17 protein-coding genes are annotated in these 16088 nt (G+C 73.0%); 6 read left to right on the forward strand and 11 right to left on the reverse strand.

What is annotated here, in order from left to right; translation table 11 throughout:
• Positions 1-179: 179 nt before the first annotated feature.
• Both recG and NQU55_RS02660 read right to left on the reverse strand, forming a co-directional pair.
• The gene (gene recG, locus NQU55_RS02655; protein ID WP_168091494.1) at positions 180-2471 is read right to left on the reverse strand and encodes an ATP-dependent DNA helicase RecG; all 2292 of its coding nucleotides are present in this window, start codon (positions 2469-2471) and stop codon (positions 180-182) included.
• 97 nt (positions 2472-2568) lie between these two features.
• Positions 2569-4326 (reverse strand): DAK2 domain-containing protein, encoded by a 1758-nt coding sequence (locus NQU55_RS02660; protein ID WP_168091493.1) that lies wholly within the window; start codon positions 4324-4326, stop codon positions 2569-2571.
• Positions 4327-4642: 316 nt separating this feature from the next.
• Between NQU55_RS02660 and rpmB the strand changes: the two genes are divergently transcribed.
• Positions 4643-4828, forward strand: a complete 186-nt coding sequence (gene rpmB, locus NQU55_RS02665) for a 50S ribosomal protein L28 (protein WP_078660562.1) — start codon at positions 4643-4645, stop codon at positions 4826-4828.
• Between the two features lie 233 nt (positions 4829-5061).
• On the opposite strand, the gene thiD is transcribed toward rpmB, so the two are convergent.
• Positions 5062-5853, reverse strand: a complete 792-nt coding sequence (gene thiD / locus NQU55_RS02670; protein ID WP_168091492.1) for a bifunctional hydroxymethylpyrimidine kinase/phosphomethylpyrimidine kinase — start codon at positions 5851-5853, stop codon at positions 5062-5064.
• 10 nt (positions 5854-5863) lie between these two features.
• Positions 5864-6877 (reverse strand): thiamine-phosphate kinase, encoded by a 1014-nt coding sequence (locus NQU55_RS02675; protein WP_168091491.1) that lies wholly within the window; start codon positions 6875-6877, stop codon positions 5864-5866.
• Positions 6878-7014: 137 nt separating this feature from the next.
• On the opposite strand from NQU55_RS02675, the gene NQU55_RS02680 reads away from it, so the two are divergent.
• Positions 7015-7248 carry an Lrp/AsnC ligand binding domain-containing protein gene (locus tag NQU55_RS02680; protein WP_168091490.1) on the forward strand — a complete coding sequence of 78 codons (234 nt, stop codon included), beginning with the start codon at positions 7015-7017 and terminating at the stop codon, positions 7246-7248.
• A gap of 20 nt (positions 7249-7268) precedes the next feature.
• Positions 7269-7772 carry a DUF3515 domain-containing protein gene (locus NQU55_RS02685; protein ID WP_168091489.1) on the forward strand — a complete coding sequence of 168 codons (504 nt, stop codon included), beginning with the start codon at positions 7269-7271 and terminating at the stop codon, positions 7770-7772.
• Here the strand turns inward: NQU55_RS02685 and NQU55_RS02690 are convergent.
• Genes NQU55_RS02690 through NQU55_RS02700 form a run of 3 tightly spaced genes read right to left on the reverse strand, consistent with a single transcriptional unit; the run spans position 7769 to position 10699 of the window.
• Positions 7769-8917 (reverse strand): D-alanine--D-alanine ligase family protein, encoded by a 1149-nt coding sequence (locus NQU55_RS02690; protein WP_168091488.1) that lies wholly within the window; start codon positions 8915-8917, stop codon positions 7769-7771. The two genes, NQU55_RS02685 and NQU55_RS02690, sit on opposite strands and share 4 nt — an antisense overlap.
• A gap of 34 nt (positions 8918-8951) precedes the next feature.
• Complete coding sequence (locus tag NQU55_RS02695; RefSeq protein WP_168091487.1) at positions 8952-9953, reverse strand: NAD(P)H-dependent glycerol-3-phosphate dehydrogenase; 1002 nt, start codon at positions 9951-9953, stop codon at positions 8952-8954.
• Complete coding sequence (locus tag NQU55_RS02700; protein WP_168091486.1) at positions 9950-10699, reverse strand: lysophospholipid acyltransferase family protein; 750 nt, start codon at positions 10697-10699, stop codon at positions 9950-9952. Before NQU55_RS02700 ends, NQU55_RS02695 begins: the two co-directional genes overlap by 4 nt.
• Positions 10700-10839: 140 nt before the next feature.
• Here NQU55_RS02700 and cofC point away from each other — a divergent pair, with 140 nt between their 5' ends.
• Together cofC and NQU55_RS02710 are read left to right on the forward strand one after the other, a co-directional pair.
• Entirely contained in the window at positions 10840-11595 is a 756-nt protein-coding gene (gene cofC, locus NQU55_RS02705; protein WP_240976151.1) for a 2-phospho-L-lactate guanylyltransferase, read from the forward strand.
• 9 nt (positions 11596-11604) lie between these two features.
• The gene (locus tag NQU55_RS02710; protein ID WP_168091485.1) at positions 11605-11829 is read left to right on the forward strand and encodes a hypothetical protein; all 225 of its coding nucleotides are present in this window, start codon (positions 11605-11607) and stop codon (positions 11827-11829) included.
• 85 nt (positions 11830-11914) lie between these two features.
• Here NQU55_RS02710 and NQU55_RS02715 read toward each other — a convergent pair whose 3' ends face one another.
• The 4 genes from NQU55_RS02715 to leuC all read right to left on the reverse strand — a co-directional run bounded on the left by NQU55_RS02715 (position 11915) and on the right by leuC (position 15208).
• Positions 11915-12625: an HU family DNA-binding protein gene (locus tag NQU55_RS02715; RefSeq protein WP_168091484.1), complete on the reverse strand. Its 711-nt coding sequence runs from the start codon at positions 12623-12625 to the stop codon at positions 11915-11917.
• 125 nt (positions 12626-12750) lie between these two features.
• Complete coding sequence (locus tag NQU55_RS02720; protein ID WP_058046443.1) at positions 12751-12996, reverse strand: SCO5555 family protein; 246 nt, start codon at positions 12994-12996, stop codon at positions 12751-12753.
• A gap of 169 nt (positions 12997-13165) precedes the next feature.
• Positions 13166-13759, reverse strand: a complete 594-nt coding sequence (gene leuD, locus NQU55_RS02725; RefSeq protein WP_168091483.1) for a 3-isopropylmalate dehydratase small subunit — start codon at positions 13757-13759, stop codon at positions 13166-13168.
• 6 nt (positions 13760-13765) lie between these two features.
• On the reverse strand, positions 13766-15208 hold the full coding sequence (leuC, locus tag NQU55_RS02730; protein ID WP_168091482.1) for a 3-isopropylmalate dehydratase large subunit: 1443 nt from the start codon (positions 15206-15208) through the stop codon (positions 13766-13768).
• A gap of 127 nt (positions 15209-15335) precedes the next feature.
• Between leuC and ndgR the strand changes: the two genes are divergently transcribed.
• Entirely contained in the window at positions 15336-16064 is a 729-nt protein-coding gene (gene ndgR / locus NQU55_RS02735; RefSeq protein WP_058046440.1) for an IclR family transcriptional regulator NdgR, read from the forward strand.
• Positions 16065-16088 lie beyond the last annotated feature (24 nt).

The raw sequence follows: 16088 nt of genomic DNA on the forward strand, positions 1-16088 counted from the left end.
TTCGCGACGGTGTGGCGGTGGGGCGTTGTGCGGCGGTCTGACGGTGCGGCGGGGCTGCGACGGCCTGACGGTCGGCCGGCCGGGGCGCCGCCCCTTCAGCCTAGGGCGTCGGAGCCCGCCGGGCGCCTCCGCGGGGGCCTGCCGACGGAGGCGCGGGCCCCGTGGCCGGACGGGCGTGCTCAGCCCTTGTCCAGGTACTGCTCCCGCTCCTCGTCCAGCAGGGCGTCCAGCGCGGTGCGCAGGTCGGGCAGCGACTCCAGCTCCGGGTCGGCGGCGACGACGGCCGCGGCCTCCTCCCGGGCGGCGGCGATGACCTCCTCGTCGTCGATGACGGTGAGCATGCGCAGGGACGAGCGGACGCCGGACTGGGCCTGGCCGAGGACGTCGCCCTCGCGGCGCTGTTCGAGGTCGATGCGGGAGAGCTCGAAGCCGTCCAGGGTGCCGGCGACGGCGGCGAGGCGGGCGCGGGACGGGCTCGCCTCCGGGGCGTCGGTGACCAGCAGGCACAGGCCCGGGGCCGAGCCGCGCCCCACGCGGCCGCGCAGCTGGTGGAGCTGGGAGACGCCGAACCGGTCCGCGTCCATGATCACCATGACGGTGGAGTTGGGCACGTTCACGCCGACCTCGATGACGGTCGTGGCCACCAGGACGTCCACCTCGCCGGCGGCGAAGCGGCGCATCACGTCGTCCTTGGCGTCGGGCTGCATGCGGCCGTGCAGCACCTCCACGCGCAGCCCGCTCAGGGGGCCCTTGGCGAGCTGCGCGGCGACGTCCAGGACGGCAAGGGGCGGGCGGCGCTCGCCGTCGCCCTCCGCCGCGGCCTGCGCCGCCTCGTCCCCCGTCCCGCCCTTGGAGGCGCTCTTCGTTGCGCTCTTCGCGGTGCCCTTCGGGGCTCCCTTCGCGGGCGTCCCGGCGTCGCCCTCCTCCCCCAGGTCGTCGCCGATGCGAGGGCAGACCACGTAGGCCTGGTGGCCGCCCTCGATCTCCTCGCGCACGCGCTCCCAGGTGCGCGCCAGGAAGTGGGGCTTGTCCTTGGCGGGCACCACGTGGGTGGCGATGGGCGAGCGGCCGGCCGGCAGCTGGTCCAGGACGGAGGTCTCCAGGTCGCCGAAGACGGTCATGGCGACGGTCCTCGGGATCGGGGTCGCGGTCATCACCAAAAGATGCGGCGGCTGCTTCCCCTTGGAGCGCAGGGCGTCGCGCTGCTCGACGCCGAAGCGGTGCTGCTCGTCGACCACGACCAGGCCGAGGTCGTGGAACTGCACCTTGTCCTCGATGAGGGCGTGAGTGCCGATGACGATGCCGGCCTCGCCCGTGACGAGGTCGAGCAGCGCCCGCCGCCGGGCGGCCGTCCCCATGGAGCCGGTGAGCAGCACGACCTTGGTGCCCCGCTCGGCGCCGCCGAGCATGCCGCCCTCGGCCAGCTCGCCCATCATCTCGGTGACCGACCGGTGGTGCTGCTGGGCGAGCACTTCGGTGGGGGCGAGCATCGCGGCCTGGCCGCCGGCGTCGACGACGCCGAGCATGGCGCGCAGGGCCACCATGGTCTTGCCCGAGCCGACCTCTCCCTGCAGGAGGCGGTGCATGGGGTGCTCGGTGGCCAGGTCGTCGAAGATCTCCGCGGAGACGGTGCGCTGCCCCTCGGTGAGGGTGAAGGGCAGCTTGGCGTCGAAGGCGTCGAGGATGCCGCCGGCCACGGGCTTGCGGGCGACGGCCGGCAGCTGGGAGTCGGCGTGCCGGCGGCGGGCGAGTGCGACCTGGAGGACGAAGGCCTCGTCCCACTTCAGGCGGGCCCGGGCATCCTCGATGTCGGCCTTGGTGCGGGGCCGGTGGACCTTGCGGAAGGCGTCGGGGAGGGCGGCCAGGCCGCGGCCGTCGCGCAGCGAGGGGGGCAGCGGGTCGGTGAGGCCCTGCCACTGCTCGGCCTCGAACAGATCCAGCAGGGTGTCGACGGCCTTGGTGAGCTTCCAGGACTGGAACTGCTTGCAGGCGGGGTAGATCGGCAGGAGTCGGCCGGCGAAGGCCTCGGCGGCGTCCGCCCCGCTGTCGCGGTCCAGGAGCTCGTAGTCGGGATGGAGGAGCTGGCGGGTGCGGTTGAAGACCGAGACCTTGCCGGCGAACATGCCGCGGCGGCCGGGGATCAGCTCCTTCTCCCGCGCGTAGGCGCCGCGGCCGAAGAAGACGAGGGTCAGGGAGCCGCTGCCGTCGGTGACGACGACCTCCAGGCGGACGCCCTTGCCGTGGTTGAACGTCTTCATGGCGGCCTTGGCGACCTGGGCGACGACGGTGACGTGCTCGTCCAGAGGCAGGTCGGCCAGGCGCGTCAGCTCACCGCGCTCGGCATAGCGGCGCGGGTAGTGGTGCAGCAGATCGCCGGCCGTGTGCAGGTCGAGGTGCTCGGCCATCACCTTCGCGGTGCTGCCGCCGAGGATCTTCTTCAGGGGTTCGTGAAGCGCTGGCACGCGTCCCATTGCACACCACGGCACTGACAGACGGTGCCATTCGGCGCCACGTCCGAGGTCTCGCCCGTTCTCGCGTCCGGTGACCCGTCCGCCGTCCCGTCCGGCGTCACTCGATGCCGATGAGCAGCGGCGGCGCCTGCTGCCCGCCCCGGTAGACCACCGTGTCGACGGCGAGGTGGCCGCCCCGTACGTGCCGCTCCAGGCGGTCGGCGACGGCGTCGGGGACGTCCGCGCCGAGGACGAGGGTGACCATTTCGCCGCCCGCGGCCAGCATGCGGTCCAGGACGGTCGCGGCGGTGGCGGCGAGGTCGGAGCCGATGACGGCCACGTCGCCGTCGATGAGGCCGAGCACGTCGCCCGCCTGGCAGACGCCGGCCATGGTCCAGGCCTGCCGTTCGGCGACGGCGAGCTCGGCGTAGCGGGTGGCTCCGGCGGCGGAGGTCATCGCGACGACGTCCTCGTCGAAGCGGCGTGCGGGCTCGTGGACGGCGAGCGCGGCGATGCCCTGGACGGCGGCGCGGGTCGGGATGAGGGCGACGCGGACGCCCGCGGCGCGGGCCTGCTCGGCCGCGGCGGCCGCGGTGTGCCGCAGCTCGGGGTCGTTGGGGAGCAGGACGACCTCGCGGGCGTTGGCGCGGCGGATGGCGTCGACGAGCTCCCCGCTGGCGGGGGGTTCCCCGGGGCGGGCCGCGACGACGGTGGCGCCGGCGTCCGCGCACAGGCCGGCGAGGCCCTCGCCGGGGACAACCGCCACGACGGCACGCCGGGCGGGCTCGCGGGGGCGGCCGGGGTCGTCCGCCGGGGCTTCGGCGGAGGCACCGGCGGCGGCTCCGGCGAAGTGGGTGATGCGGATGCGGTGCGGGCGCCCCGCCTCGATGCCGGCCTCGACGGCGGCTCCGGCGTCGTCCACGTGGACGTGGACGTTCCACAGGCCGTCGCCGCCGACGACGACGAGCGAGTCGCCCAGGGCGTCGAGCCGGGTGCGCAGGCGCGGGACGGCGCTGTCGTCGGCGTCCAGGAGGTAGATGACCTCGAAGGCGGGCGAGGCTCCGCCCGGGGCGGAGGCGGGGCACGGCACGGGGCCCTGCGCCGGGGCAGCGGGCTGCGGCGGTACGGGGACGGGCCGCGTCCACGCGCGCGTGCCGCGCGGGAGGGACTCCCCGGACAGGGCCCTGGCGAGCGCTCCGATCACCTCCACGAGGCCGAGGCCGCCGGCGTCGACGACTCCGGCCCGGCCGAGGGCGTCGAGCTGGCCGGGGGTCATCGCGAGGGCGGAGCGGGCCGCCTCGTCCGCGGCGCGGGCCACGGCGGCGGCGTCGCCCTGCGCTGCCGCGGCGGCGTCGGCGGCGGCCGCGGCGACGGTGAGGATGGTGCCCTCGACAGGGCGGGCGACGCCTTCGTACGCGGATTCCACGGCCCGCCGCAGGGCGCGGCGCAGCAGCTCGGCGTCGTCGGCCGCCTCAGCGGCGGGGCGCCCCGTGCGGGAGGGCGCGGGGCGCGGCTCGGGACACGGCGCGGGGCGCGGCTCCCCGCCCTTCGCCAGGACCTCCGCCATGCCGCGCAGCAGCTGGGCCAGGATCGTGCCGGAGTTGCCGCGGGCGCCTATGAGGGCGCCGTGCGCCATGGCGCGGACGGCGTCGGGGAGCGCGGGGCGGGAGGCGGGGCCCGTGGTGGCGTGGCCGTCGAAGACGGCGTCGACGGCCCTGGCGGCGGATTCGGCGGTCAGGTACAGGTTCGTGCCGGTGTCGCCGTCCGGGACGGGATAGACGTTGATGGCGTCGATCTCCTCGCGGGCCCGCCCCAGCGCGTCGAGAGCCAGTGCGCACCAGGTGCGTACCGCGGAGGCGTCCAGCGGGTGCGGCACGTGGGTGTCCTCCTCGGACTGCCGGGGGCGGTGGAGCGGTGGAGCGGTGATCGCAGACTAGTCCCGGGGCGCGGCCCCGAGGGCGGGCGGGCGGCCGGGGGCGGGACAGGTCAGACAGGTCGGACAGGTCACAGCCCGGGCAGCCATGGTAGTTTCGTCGAACGGGAGCGGCCGTTGTATGCTGCTCCGGTTGCCTGATGAGAATCAGGCCATCCCCCTGGTAATGCCGGTCACTACAGATTTCGGCACGCAGGGATTTTCCGTACGTGCCTGTCGTCTCCGCGTAAGCGGGGGTGACCCGTCTTTGGAGTAACCCGTGGCTGCCAACTGCGACGTCTGCGGCAAGGGGCCGGGCTTCGGCAACGCTATTTCGCACTCGCACCGCCGTACCCCCCGTCGTTGGAACCCCAACATCCAGCGGGTGCGTGCTGTGGTCGGTGGGACGCCGAAGCGGCTCAACGTCTGCACCTCGTGCATCAAGGCCGACAAGGTCTCGCGCTAAGCGAGTGCTGTCCCCCGCGCGAGCGGGGGCGAGCCGGTCTCGCTGTGACGTCTCACGTCGTGGCGCTGCCCATCTGGTTGCCTTGAAAGCCGGTCCACCTCACGGTGGGCCGGCTTCTTGCCGTACCTGCTCACGGATTGAGCCCGGTCCGTTCACCGCCGTAGGGCCGGGTCTCCCCCGCCCCGTGCACCCCCACCCCATGCGTCCGCGCCCCATGCGCCCCGCCCCCTGCGCTAAGAACGCCACCGCCATGCGTGGTCGACCGGCCCGATGCCGTCCCCCAGGGGGAAGCCGGCCTCGATGGCGCCGGTGACGTAGTCCTTGGCGGCCGCCACGGCTTCCGGCACCGTGTGCCCCTTGGCGAGCCCTGAGGCGATGGCGCTCGCCAGCGTGCACCCCGTCCCGTGGGTGTGGCGGTTGTCGTGGCGCGGGGCCCGCAGCCAGTGCTCCTCGGCGCCGTCCGTGAGGAGGTCCAGCGCGTCCCCCTCCAGGTGCCCGCCCTTGATGAGCGCCCACCGGGGCCCGTACGCGAGCACGGCGTCCGCCGCACGGCGCATGCCGGCCTCCGAGGCGACCCGCAGGCCCGTGAGCCACGCGACCTCGTCGAGGTTGGGGGTGGCGACGGTGGCCGCCGGCAGCAGCTTCGTGCGGACCGCGTCCAGGGCGGAGGCGGCGAGCAGGGCGTCGCCGTGCTTGGAGATGCCCACCGGGTCCACGACCACGGGGGCGGCGGTGCCCGCCAGGAGCTCGGCGACGGTCCGCACGAGCTCCTCCGAGGCGAGCATGCCGGTCTTCACGGCCTGGACGCCGATGTCGTCGACGACGCTGCGGTACTGGGCCCGTACGGCCTCCGCGGGCAGCTCCCAGGCACCCTGCACGCCGCGGGAGTTCTGTGCGGTCACGGCCGTGACCACGCTCATGCCGTGCACGCCGAGGGCGAGCATGGTCTTGAGGTCGGCCTGGATGCCCGCACCGCCGCCGGAGTCGGATCCGGCGACGGTCAGCACGCGTGGGGGTATCGGCATGGGGCCGAATCTACAGCGCCGCCCCGTGCGGCCCGTGGGGCCCCGCGCCGTGCTGGTCCCCCGGCTCCAGCTCCCCGAAGTGGTCCCAGCCGCCGGCCTTGTCCCACGGGGCCCCGTCCACGGTGACCTGGGGCAGGGCGGAGGGGCTGACGACCTCGCCGATGACCTTCCAGCGGGCGGGCAGCTTCACGTCCGGCGGGAACGTCGCGACGATCGCGTGGTCCTCTCCCCCCGTCAGCACCCACTGCAGCGGGTCGACGCCGACGGCCTGGCCGATGTCGGACATCTGGGTCGGCACGTCGATGGCGGCCGTGTGCAGGTCGATGCGGACCTTGCTGGCCTCCGCGATGTGGCCGAGGTCGGCGATGAGGCCGTCGCTGACGTCCGTCATCGCGGTGGCGCCCAGGCCCGCCGCCGCGGGGCCCGCGTGGTACGGCGGTTCGGGGCGCCGGTGGGCCTCGACGAAGGCGCGGGGCGAGCGGAAGCCGCGGGCGAGCACCGCGAGTCCGGCCGCGGACCAGCCGAGCCACCCGGTGACGGCGACGATGTCGCCGGGCTGTGCGCCGGAGCGGGTGACCGGCTCGTGGTTGCGCAGGTCGCCGAGGGCCGTGATGGCGACGGTGATGGTCTCGCCGCGCACCACGTCGCCGCCGACGACCGCCGCACCGGCGACCTGGCACTCGTCGCGGATGCCGTCCATCAGCTCGGTCGGCCAGGTGGCGGGGAGTTCGGCGGGGACGACCAGGCCGAGCAGGATCGCGGTCGGCACCGCGCCCATCGCCGCGATGTCCGCGAGGTTCTGCGCGGCGGCCTTGCGCCCGACGTCGTAGGCGGTCGACCAGTCGCGGCGGAAGTGCCGCCCCTCCAGGAGCACATCCGTACTGGCCACGACCCTCCGGTCGGGCGCAGCCACCACCGCGGCGTCGTCACCCGGCCCGAGCCGGACCGCAGGGGTGGTGGTGAGCCGGGAAGTAAGCTCTCTGATGAGCCCGAACTCCCCCAACTCGCCCACGGTGCCTTTCACTGAGCTCCTCCTAGGAGTATCGGTTGTGACATACGCCGCGCCGCGCAGGCAGCGCGGGTCTCCCCGCGCCGTGCGGCGACGCGGTACCGTGGCGTCTCTTCTCCCCACATGATCCTCGTAGCCGCCCTGGAGGTTCCGTGGTACAGGCGTACATCCTGATCCAGACCGAGGTCGGCAAGGCGTCGACCGTGGCCGAAGTCATCTCGAAGATCTCGGGGGTGATGCAGGCCGAGGACGTGACCGGTCCGTACGACGTGATCGTGCGAGCCCAGGCCGAGACCGTGGACGAGCTCGGCCGCATGGTGGTGGCCAGGATCCAGGCAGTGGAGGGCATCACCCGCACACTGACCTGCCCGGTCGTCCATCTCTAGGTCCCCCGTATGCTCGCCCGGTGAAGTCTTCCCTCCGCCGGCCCTTCGGCCTGTCCGCTGTCGTCGTGCTGTGCGCGGCCGCCGGCTGCTCGTCGCCGGGCGGCGCGGAGGGTCCCGCGGTCCCCACGCCGTCGGCGCGGGCGGCCGGGCTCTGCCGGGCGCTGCACAAGGAGCTGCCGAAGACCGTGGACGGGAAACAGCGGCGCACCGCCGATCCCGTCTCGGACTTCACCGCCGTGTGGGGTGATCCCGCGATCGCCCTGCGCTGCGGGGTGGAGCGTCCCGAGATCATCAAGCCCGGTTCCGAACACTACAACCCCGCCGCGGACTCGGTGGAGATCGACGGTGTGGGCTGGCTGCCGGAGCGGCGGCCGGACGGCAGCGTCCGCTGCACGACCACCCTGCGGGAGGCGTTCGTGGAGGTGACGCTGCCGAGGAAGGTCGTCGGCGAGGCCGGCGATCTCGGTGCGCTCACCGATCTCGCCGGCGCCGTCGCGAAGACGATCCCGGTGGGGGTCGTCTAGCGCAGGCCCGTGGGCCGGCGCAGGGCCGCCTGGATGAGGCGGTCGATCAGCTCGGTGTAGCCGACGCCGCTCTCCTGCCACATGCGGGGGTACATGGAGATCGGCGTGAAGCCCGGCAGGGTGTTGATCTCGTTGATGACGAACTCGCCGTCCTCGGTGAGGAAGAAGTCCGCGCGCACGAGGCCCTCGCACGAGGCGGCGTCGAAGGCCTGCACGGCGAGCTCCTGCACCTTCGCCGTCTCCTCCGGCGTCAGCGGCGCGGGGACGAGACCGGTGGCGGAGTCGATGTACTTCGCCTCGAAGTCGTAGAAGTCGTGGGCGGTGACCGGGGGGATCTCGGCGGGGACGCTGGCGCGCGGCCCGTCCTCGAACTCCAGGACGCCGCACTCGATCTCCCGGCCCCGCAGCAGCGACTCGACCAGGATCTTCGGGTCGTGGCGGCGGGCCTCGGCCACGGCCTCGTCCAGGCCGGAGACGTCGTCGACCTTGGTGATGCCCATGGAGGAGCCGGCGCGGGCGGGCTTGATGAAGACGGGCCAGCCGTGCTCGCCGGCGAAGTCGACGATCTTCTGCCGGGCGGCGGCCGGGTCGGTGTCCCACTCGCGGGGGCGGACGACCTCGTACGGACCGACGGGCAGGCCGAAGGAGATGAAGACGCGCTTCATGTACTCCTTGTCCTGGCCGACGGCCGAGGCGAGCACGCCGGCGCCCACGTAGGGGATGCCGGAGAGCTCCAGCATGCCCTGGAGGGTGCCGTCCTCCCCGTAGGGGCCGTGCAGGACGGGGAAGACCACGTCGACCTCGCCCAGCGCCTTGGGCATCGTGCCCGGCTCCGTGTAGACGAGCTCGCGGTCGGAGGGGTCGACCGGCAGGACGACGGAGCCGTCGGGCGACTGGGCGAGCTGCGCGACGCTCGGCAGCGCGCGGTCGGCGATGGCCATCCGCTCGGGGTCGTCGGCGGTGAGGGCCCAACGGCCGTCCGTGGTGATGCCGATCGGCAGCACGTCGTACTTCGTGCGGTCGATGGCGCGCAGCACGGCGCCGGCGGTGACCACGGAAATGGCGTGCTCGGAACTGCGGCCGCCGAAGACGACCGCCACACGCGGCTTCCGGCCAGGGCTCTGGGGGGTGATCTCGGTGCTCATATCGCGACGAGAGTACCTCGTGGTGCGGGCGGCGTCAGTGCCGCTCGGCCTTGGCGCTGCGCGACATCAGCTCCTTGAGGGCCACCAGCGGCGGCTTGCCCTCGTGCACGATCTCCACCACGGTCTCCGTGATCGGCATGTCGACTCCGTGGCGCCGCGCCAGATCCAGCACCGACTCGCAGGACTTGACGCCCTCGGCGGTCTGCTTGGTGACCGCGATGGTCTCCGCGAGAGTCATGCCGCGGCCGAGGCTCGCGCCGAAGGTGCGGTTGCGGGAGAGCGGGGAGGCGCAGGTGGCGACGAGGTCCCCCATGCCGGCGAGGCCGGCGAAGGTGTGCGCGTCGGCTCCCATGGCGAGGCCCAGCCGAGTGGTCTCGGCCAGGCCGCGGGTGATGAGGGAGGCCTTGGCGTTGTCGCCGAGCCCCATGCCGTCGGCGATGCCGACGGCGAGGGCGATGACGTTCTTGACGGCGCCGCCGAGCTCGCAGCCGACCACGTCGGTGTTGGTGTACGGGCGGAAGTAGGCGGTGTGGCAGGCGGCCTGGAGGCGCCGGGCCACGGACTCCTCGCGGCAGGCGACGACGGCGGCGGCCGGCTGCCGCGCGGCGATCTCCTTGGCGAGGTTGGGGCCGGTCAGGACGGCCACCTGGTCGGCGGAGACCTTGGCGACCTCCTCGATGACCTCGCTCATGCGCTTGGCGGTGCCCAGCTCGACGCCCTTCATCAGGGAGACGAGGACGGTGTCCGCGGGCAGCAGGGGCGCCCACTCGGCGAGGTTGCCGCGCAGCGTCTGGGAGGGCACGGCGAGGACGGTGAATTCGGCGCCCCGTGCGGCTTCGGCGGGGTCGGTGGTGGCCCGCACGGAGCGCGGGAGCTCGACGCCCGGGAGGTAGTCGGGGTTGGTGCCGGTGGTGTTGACGGCCTCCACGAGGGCGGCGCGCCGCCCCCACATGGTGACCTCACAGCCGGCGTCCGCGAGGACCATCGCGAAGGCGGTCCCCCAGGAACCGGTGCCGTAGACGGCGCAGCGCGTCACTTCTCGTCCTCCTGGGCCTTGCGGCGGGCCGCGGCGCGGGCCTTCTTGGGGTTGTACGGCTCGGCGGGAGCCGGCTCGCCGCGCAGTTCGGCGAGGAGGGCGGTGATGGCGGCCATGATGTCGTCGGTCGCGGCGCGCAGGACGTCCGCGGTGGGCTCCTTGTCGTAATACGCGGAGAGGTCGACGGGCGGGCCGGCCAGCACCTTGAGCGTCTTGCGGGGGAAGAGCCGGAGCTTGTTCTCCTTGGCGTACGGCGGCATGGCCTCGTTGGCGCCCCACTGGGCGACCGGGACGACCGGTGCGCGGGTGAGGAGCGCGACGCGGGCGGCGCCGGTCTTGCCCTCCATGGGCCACATGTCCGGATCGCGGGTGAGGGTGCCCTCGGGGTAGAAGGCCACGCACTCGCCCTTGTTGATGGCCTCGACGGCGGCCTTGAAGGCGGCCGCGGCGTCGGCCGACTCCCGGTAGACGGGGATCTGCCCTGTGCCGCGCAGGACGGCGCCGACGAAGCTGCCCTTGAACAGGGCGGCCTTGGCCAGGAAGCGGGGGACGCGCCCGGTGTTGTACTGGTAGTGGGCGTAGGAGAGCGGGTCGAGATACGAGTTGTGGTTGACGGCGGTAATAAAACCGCCGTCGGCAGGAATGTGCTCCATTCCCCGCCAGTCCCGCTTGAACAGAACCACGAGCGGCGGTTTAGCCAACACCGCCGTAAAGCGGTACCAGAAGCCGATTCTGTGGCGGGACACTCGGACACCCTTCTCTTGGGACCTTGGAGCTGTGCTGAACCCGGAGGCCGCACAAGTGTCGCCCCAGGTCCCCGGTCTGTCGAGAACACCGTAACCCCGCGCTCCGCGGGCGGCTGCGGCAGCGGGTGACAATGAGGCGGATGCGAAGAGAGGGGGCGGATGTGGTCTGGACGCTGGTGGTGCCGGTGAAGCCGCTGGCCCTGGCCAAGAGCCGTCTCGGCACCGGGGCCGGGGAGGGCCCCCGCGCCGCGCTCGCGCTGGCGTTCGCCGTGGACACCGTGGCCGCGGCGCTGGCCTGTGCGGCGGTACGGGATGTGGTGGTCGTCACGGGCGATCCGCTGGCCGGGGCCGAGCTCACCGCCCTCGGGGCGCGCGTCCTGGCCGAACCCGGGGGGCCGGGCGGCCTGAACGGCGCCCTTGCGCACGGGGCGCGGACCGTACGGGCCGGGCGGTCCGGCGCCGCCGTGGCGACCCTCAACGCGGACCTTCCCGCCCTGCGCCCCGCGGAACTGGGCCGGGTCCTCGATTCCGCGACGGAATTCCCCCGCGCATTTCTCGCGGACGCGGCGGGAATCGGAACGACGCTGCTGGCGGCGGCACCGGGAATGGAATTGGCGCCGGCGTTCGAAGGACATTCGCGCGCCCGGCACAGGGACTCGGGGGCCCGGGAGATCGGGCTGGCCGGGGTGGATTCCGTGCGCCGGGACGTGGATACGGAGGCGGATTTGCGGGCCGCCCTGGCCCTGGGCGTGGGGCCCCGTACGGCCGCTCTCGTGGGCGCATCCGCGGGGACGGGCGGCGGGGGCCGCAGGGGCACCGTGCGGGCGCCCCGTGCGGGCGGTGCGCAGCAGCACGGGGCGCCCGCCGCGGAACGCTCCGCCCCGCGCGCCGACTAGGCTGCTGACATGCAGGCCACCGCTTACACCTTCGACCCTCAGACGCGCTCCGGGAGCGTGCTCCTGGACGACGGCACCCCGCTGTCCTTCGACGCAGCGGCCTTCGACGCGGGAGGCCTGCGCCTGCTGCGGCCGGGCCAGCGCGTGCGCATCGAGTGCGCGGAGGGCGCCGCGGGCGCGGAGGGGGCCCCGGGGGGCCGCCGCGTGACGCTGGTGACGCTGCAGACGCTCTGACCGACCGGCGCTCGGACACTCGGACACACCGCGGGCCGGGCTCCCCGAGGGGAGCCCGGCCCGGCGCGTGACGCCGTTCGCCGCCTTACTTCTTGGCGGCGGTCTTCTTGGCGGTGGCCTTGCGCGCGGTGGTGGTCTTGCGCGTCGTGGCCTTGGTCGCCGTGGCCTTCTTGGCGGGCGCGGTCTTCTTCGCGGCGGCCTTCTTGGCGGTGGCGGTGGCGGCCTTCTTCGCCGGGGCGGCCTTCTTGGCGACGGTCTTCTTGGCGGCGGCGGCCGGGGTGGCCTTCTTCGCCGTCGTCTTCTTCGCCGTCGTCTTCTTGGCGACGGCCGTCGTGGCCTTCTTCGCCGTGGTGGTCTTCTTCGCGGCGGTCTTCTTGGCGGCGGCGGCCGGGGTGGCCTTCTTCGCCGTGGCCTTCTTGGCGGTGGCCTTCTTGGCCGCGGCCTTGGCGGTGACCTTGCCGCCCGAAAGGCTGCCCTTGGGCGCCTTCTTGACGGCGACCTCGCCACCCTTCGGCAGCTTCTTCGAGCCGCTCACCAGGTCCTTGAAGCCCTGGCCCGCGCGGAAGCGCGGCACCGAGGTCTTCTTGACCCGCACGCGCTCACCCGTCTGCGGGTTGCGGGCGTAACGGGCCGGACGGTCGACCTTCTCGAACGAACCGAAGCCGGTGACCGAGACCCGGTCACCCGCGACGACTGCACGGACGATCGCGTCGAGCACCGCGTCGACGGCGTCTGCGGCCTGCTGACGGCCGCCGAGCTTGTCGGCAATCGCTTCAACGAGCTGCGCCTTGTTCACGTCTTCCCCTTCGGAGACATTGCTGGAACGAATGCGCTCCAGCCTTTTCGCACGTTAGGCAGATATATACCGCAAATCAAACACGAAACGGTCTAATCACCCTTGTGCCGCAACGAACTCGACCATCACGGAGTTCCGTCACGGTCGGGCTCTTCGGGGAAACGGCCCTCGTCGAGGTCGTTCATCAGCCGGTCCAGACGCATTGCGGCGCCTGAGAGATCGTGCTTCGCCGCGGCCGTGATGGCCAGCAGCTTCCGGGACAGCGCCATCCGTACGCCCTCCGGGACTTGCAGTGCGCGCACCCGGGAGTGCGCTTCCTTGAGTCGGTCCGCGACGAGCCGGTATAGCTCGAGTTGGCTGTCGCGTTCCATGCACCGATTGTGCCATCTGAGGCGAGTTGTCGCTTCACAGGGCCTCAACAGAGCGATGCGCCCCCTGTCCGAAGACAGGGGGCGCATCATGCCAAACCCTTGGTGAGCAGCGAAAATCCGGGGTCCCCCGGGCGCCGCCCCGGGCGCCGGAAGAGGCGCGAAATCCGTGTCAGACCTGGGCCGTGGAGGGCTTGAAAGAGGGCCTTCCGGCCTCGAAAGCGGCGACGTCGGGCTCGTGCCGCAGGGTCAGACCGATGTCGTCGAGCCCCTCCAGCAGGCGCCACCGGGCGTTCTCGTCAAGGTCGAAATCAGCCGTGATCGAGCCGGCCCGGACCTGGCGCGCCACGAGGTCGACGGTCACCTCGGCGGCCGGGTCGGCCTCGGTCAGCTCCCAGAGGGCGGCTACGGTCTCCTGCGGCAGGACGACGGTCAGCAGTCCGTTCTTGAGCGAGTTGCCACGGAAGATGTCGGCGAAACGCGAGGAGACGACCGCTTTGAACCCGTAGTTCTGCAGTGCCCAGACCGCGTGCTCACGGGAGGAACCGGTGCCGAAGTCCGGACCGGCCACCAGAACGCTGGCCCCCCGGCGCTCGGGACGGTTCAGCACGAACTCGGGGTCCTTGCGCCAGGCCTCGAACAGCCCGTCCTCGAAACCGTCGCGGGTGACCTTCTTGAGCCAGTGCGCGGGGATGATCTGGTCCGTGTCGACGTTGCTGCGGCGCAGCGGTACGGCGCGGCCGGTGTGCGTGGTGAAAGCTTCCATGGCTGTTCAGGCCCCCAGGGGAGTGCGGACGTCGGACGCGCCGGCCGGGCCGGGCAGGTCGGCCGGGGAGGCCAGGCGGCCCACCACGGCGGTGGCGGCGGCCACCTGGGGGGAGACCAGGTGGGTGCGGCCGCCCTTGCCCTGCCTGCCCTCGAAGTTGCGGTTGGAGGTCGACGCGGACCTCTCGCCCGGCGCCAGTTGGTCGGGGTTCATGCCGAGGCACATCGAACAGCCCGCGTGGCGCCACTCGGCGCCGGCCGCGGTGAAGACCTTGTCCAGCCCCTCGTCGACGGCTTGCAGAGCCACCCGGACGGAGCCGGGGACGACCAGCATGCGGATGCCGTCGGCGATCCGGCGGCCCTCCAGGACGGCCGCGGCGGAGCGCAGGTCCTCGATCCGGCCGTTGGTGCACGAGCCCACGAACACGGTGTCCACGCTGATGTCGCGCAGCGGCTGACCCGCCGTCAACCCCATGTATTCCAGGGCCTTTTCGGCGGCCAGGCGGTCGGAGGGGTCGGAGTAGGAGGCCGGGTCGGGAACGTGCGCCGACAGGGGCGCCCCCTGCCCCGGGTTGGTGCCCCAGGTGACGAACGGGGAGAGCTCGGAGGCGTCGATGACGACCTCGTGGTCGAAGACGGCGTCGTCGTCGGTGCGCAGGGTGCGCCAGTACGCGACGGCCTCGTCCCAGTCGGCCCCGCGGGGGGCGTGGGGCCGGCCTTCGAGGTAGGCGAACGTGGTCTCGTCGGGCGCGATCATGCCCGCCCGGGCACCCGCCTCGATGGACATGTTGCACACGGTCATCCGGGCCTCCATCGAGAGCTGCTCGATGGCCGTGCCGCGGTACTCGATGACGTAGCCCTGGCCGCCGCCGGTGCCGATGCGGGCGATGACGGCGAGGATCAGGTCCTTGGCGGTGACGCCCTCGGGCAGCTCGCCGTCGACGGTCACCGCCATGGTGCGGAACGGGGCCAGCGGGAGCGTCTGAGTGGCGAGGACGTGCTCGACCTGACTGGTGCCGATGCCGAACGCCAGCGCGCCGAACGCGCCGTGGGTGGAGGTGTGGCTGTCGCCGCAGACCACGGTGGTGCCGGGCTGGGTCAGACCCAGCTGCGGTCCCACCACGTGGACGACGCCCTGCTCCACGTCGCCCAGCGGGTGCAGCCGGACGCCGAATTCGGCGCAGTTCTTGCGCAGCGTCTCCAGCTGGGTGCGCGAGACCGGGTCGGCGATGGGCTTGTCGATGTCGAGGGTCGGGGTGTTGTGGTCCTCGGTGGCGATGGTGAGGTCCAGGCGCCGCACGGGGCGCCCGGCCTTGCGGAGACCGTCGAAGGCCTGCGGGCTGGTGACCTCGTGCAGCAGGTGCAGGTCGATGTAGAGGAGGTCGGGCTCGCCCTCGGCGCGCCTGACGACATGGTCGTCCCAGACCTTCTCCGCGAGTGTGCGTCCCATCGCTGTCCCTCCGGCCGGCGTCCTCGCCGGTCACATTCGTGTGCCTGTGGGTGCTCTCCATCCAGGTTGGCGCTTCTCCGGGAAAATTGAACTTGCGTTTCACAGTGTGAGACGCAAGTATCGTTGCATGGACAACACCGGTAGCGCCTCGAGCGGCGTGGGAGTACTCGACAAGGCGGCTCTGGTGCTGAGCGCGCTGGAGTCCGGGCCGGCGACCCTGGCAGGGCTCGTCACGGCCACGGGCCTGGCGCGTCCGACGGCGCACCGGCTCGCGGTGGCCCTGGAGCACCACCGCATGGTGGCGCGGGACATGCAGGGCCGGTTCATCCTCGGCCCGCGGCTGAGCGAGCTGGCGGCCGCGGCGGGCGAGGACAGGCTCCTGGCCACGGCGGGCCCCGTGCTCACCCACCTGCGGGACGTCACGGGCGAGAGCGCGCAGCTCTACCGCCGTCAGGGCGACATGCGCATCTGCGTGGCCGCGGCGGAGCGCCTGTCCGGTCTGCGGGACACGGTGCCGGTGGGCTCCACGCTGCCCATGAAGGCCGGCTCGGCCGCCCAGGTGCTGATGGCCTGGGAGGAGCCGGAGCGGCTGCACCGCGGTCTGCAGGGGGCCCGCTTCACGGCGACGGCGCTCTCGGGCGTGCGGCGCCGGGGCTGGGCCCAGTCGATCGGCGAGCGGGAGCCGGGCGTCGCCTCGGTCTCCGCCCCCGTGCGCGGACCCTCCAACCGCGTGGTCGCCGCCGTCTCGGTCTCCGGACCGATCGAGCGCCTGACGCGCCACCCGGGCCGCATGCACGCCCAGGCGGTGCTGGACGCCGCGGTGCGCCTGACGGAGGCGCTGCGCCGCAACGGCTGAGCGGGCGAGGAGCGGCAGAACGAC

The organism is Streptomyces telluris, assembly GCF_024519335.1.
Classification (GTDB): Bacteria; Actinomycetota; Actinomycetes; order Streptomycetales; family Streptomycetaceae; genus Streptomyces; species Streptomyces telluris.

Bases quoted from the DNA above. Each gene is read 5' to 3' on its own strand.
- cofC (WP_240976151.1), top strand. From the start codon at position 10,840: ATGCGAAGAGAGGGGGCGGATGTGGTCTGGACGCTGGTGGTGCCGGTG.
- NQU55_RS02720 (WP_058046443.1), bottom strand. From the start codon at position 12,996: ATGGAACGCGACAGCCAACTCGAGCTATACCGGCTCGTCGCGGACCGA.
- thiD (WP_168091492.1), bottom strand. From the start codon at position 5,853: ATGCCGATACCCCCACGCGTGCTGACCGTCGCCGGATCCGACTCCGGC.
- NQU55_RS02690 (WP_168091488.1), bottom strand. From the start codon at position 8,917: ATGAGCACCGAGATCACCCCCCAGAGCCCTGGCCGGAAGCCGCGTGTG.
- NQU55_RS02710 (WP_168091485.1), top strand. From the start codon at position 11,605: ATGCAGGCCACCGCTTACACCTTCGACCCTCAGACGCGCTCCGGGAGC.
- leuD (WP_168091483.1), bottom strand. From the start codon at position 13,759: ATGGAAGCTTTCACCACGCACACCGGCCGCGCCGTACCGCTGCGCCGC.
- recG (WP_168091494.1), bottom strand. From the start codon at position 2,471: ATGGGACGCGTGCCAGCGCTTCACGAACCCCTGAAGAAGATCCTCGGC.
- ndgR (WP_058046440.1), top strand. From the start codon at position 15,336: ATGGACAACACCGGTAGCGCCTCGAGCGGCGTGGGAGTACTCGACAAG.
- leuC (WP_168091482.1), bottom strand. From the start codon at position 15,208: ATGGGACGCACACTCGCGGAGAAGGTCTGGGACGACCATGTCGTCAGG.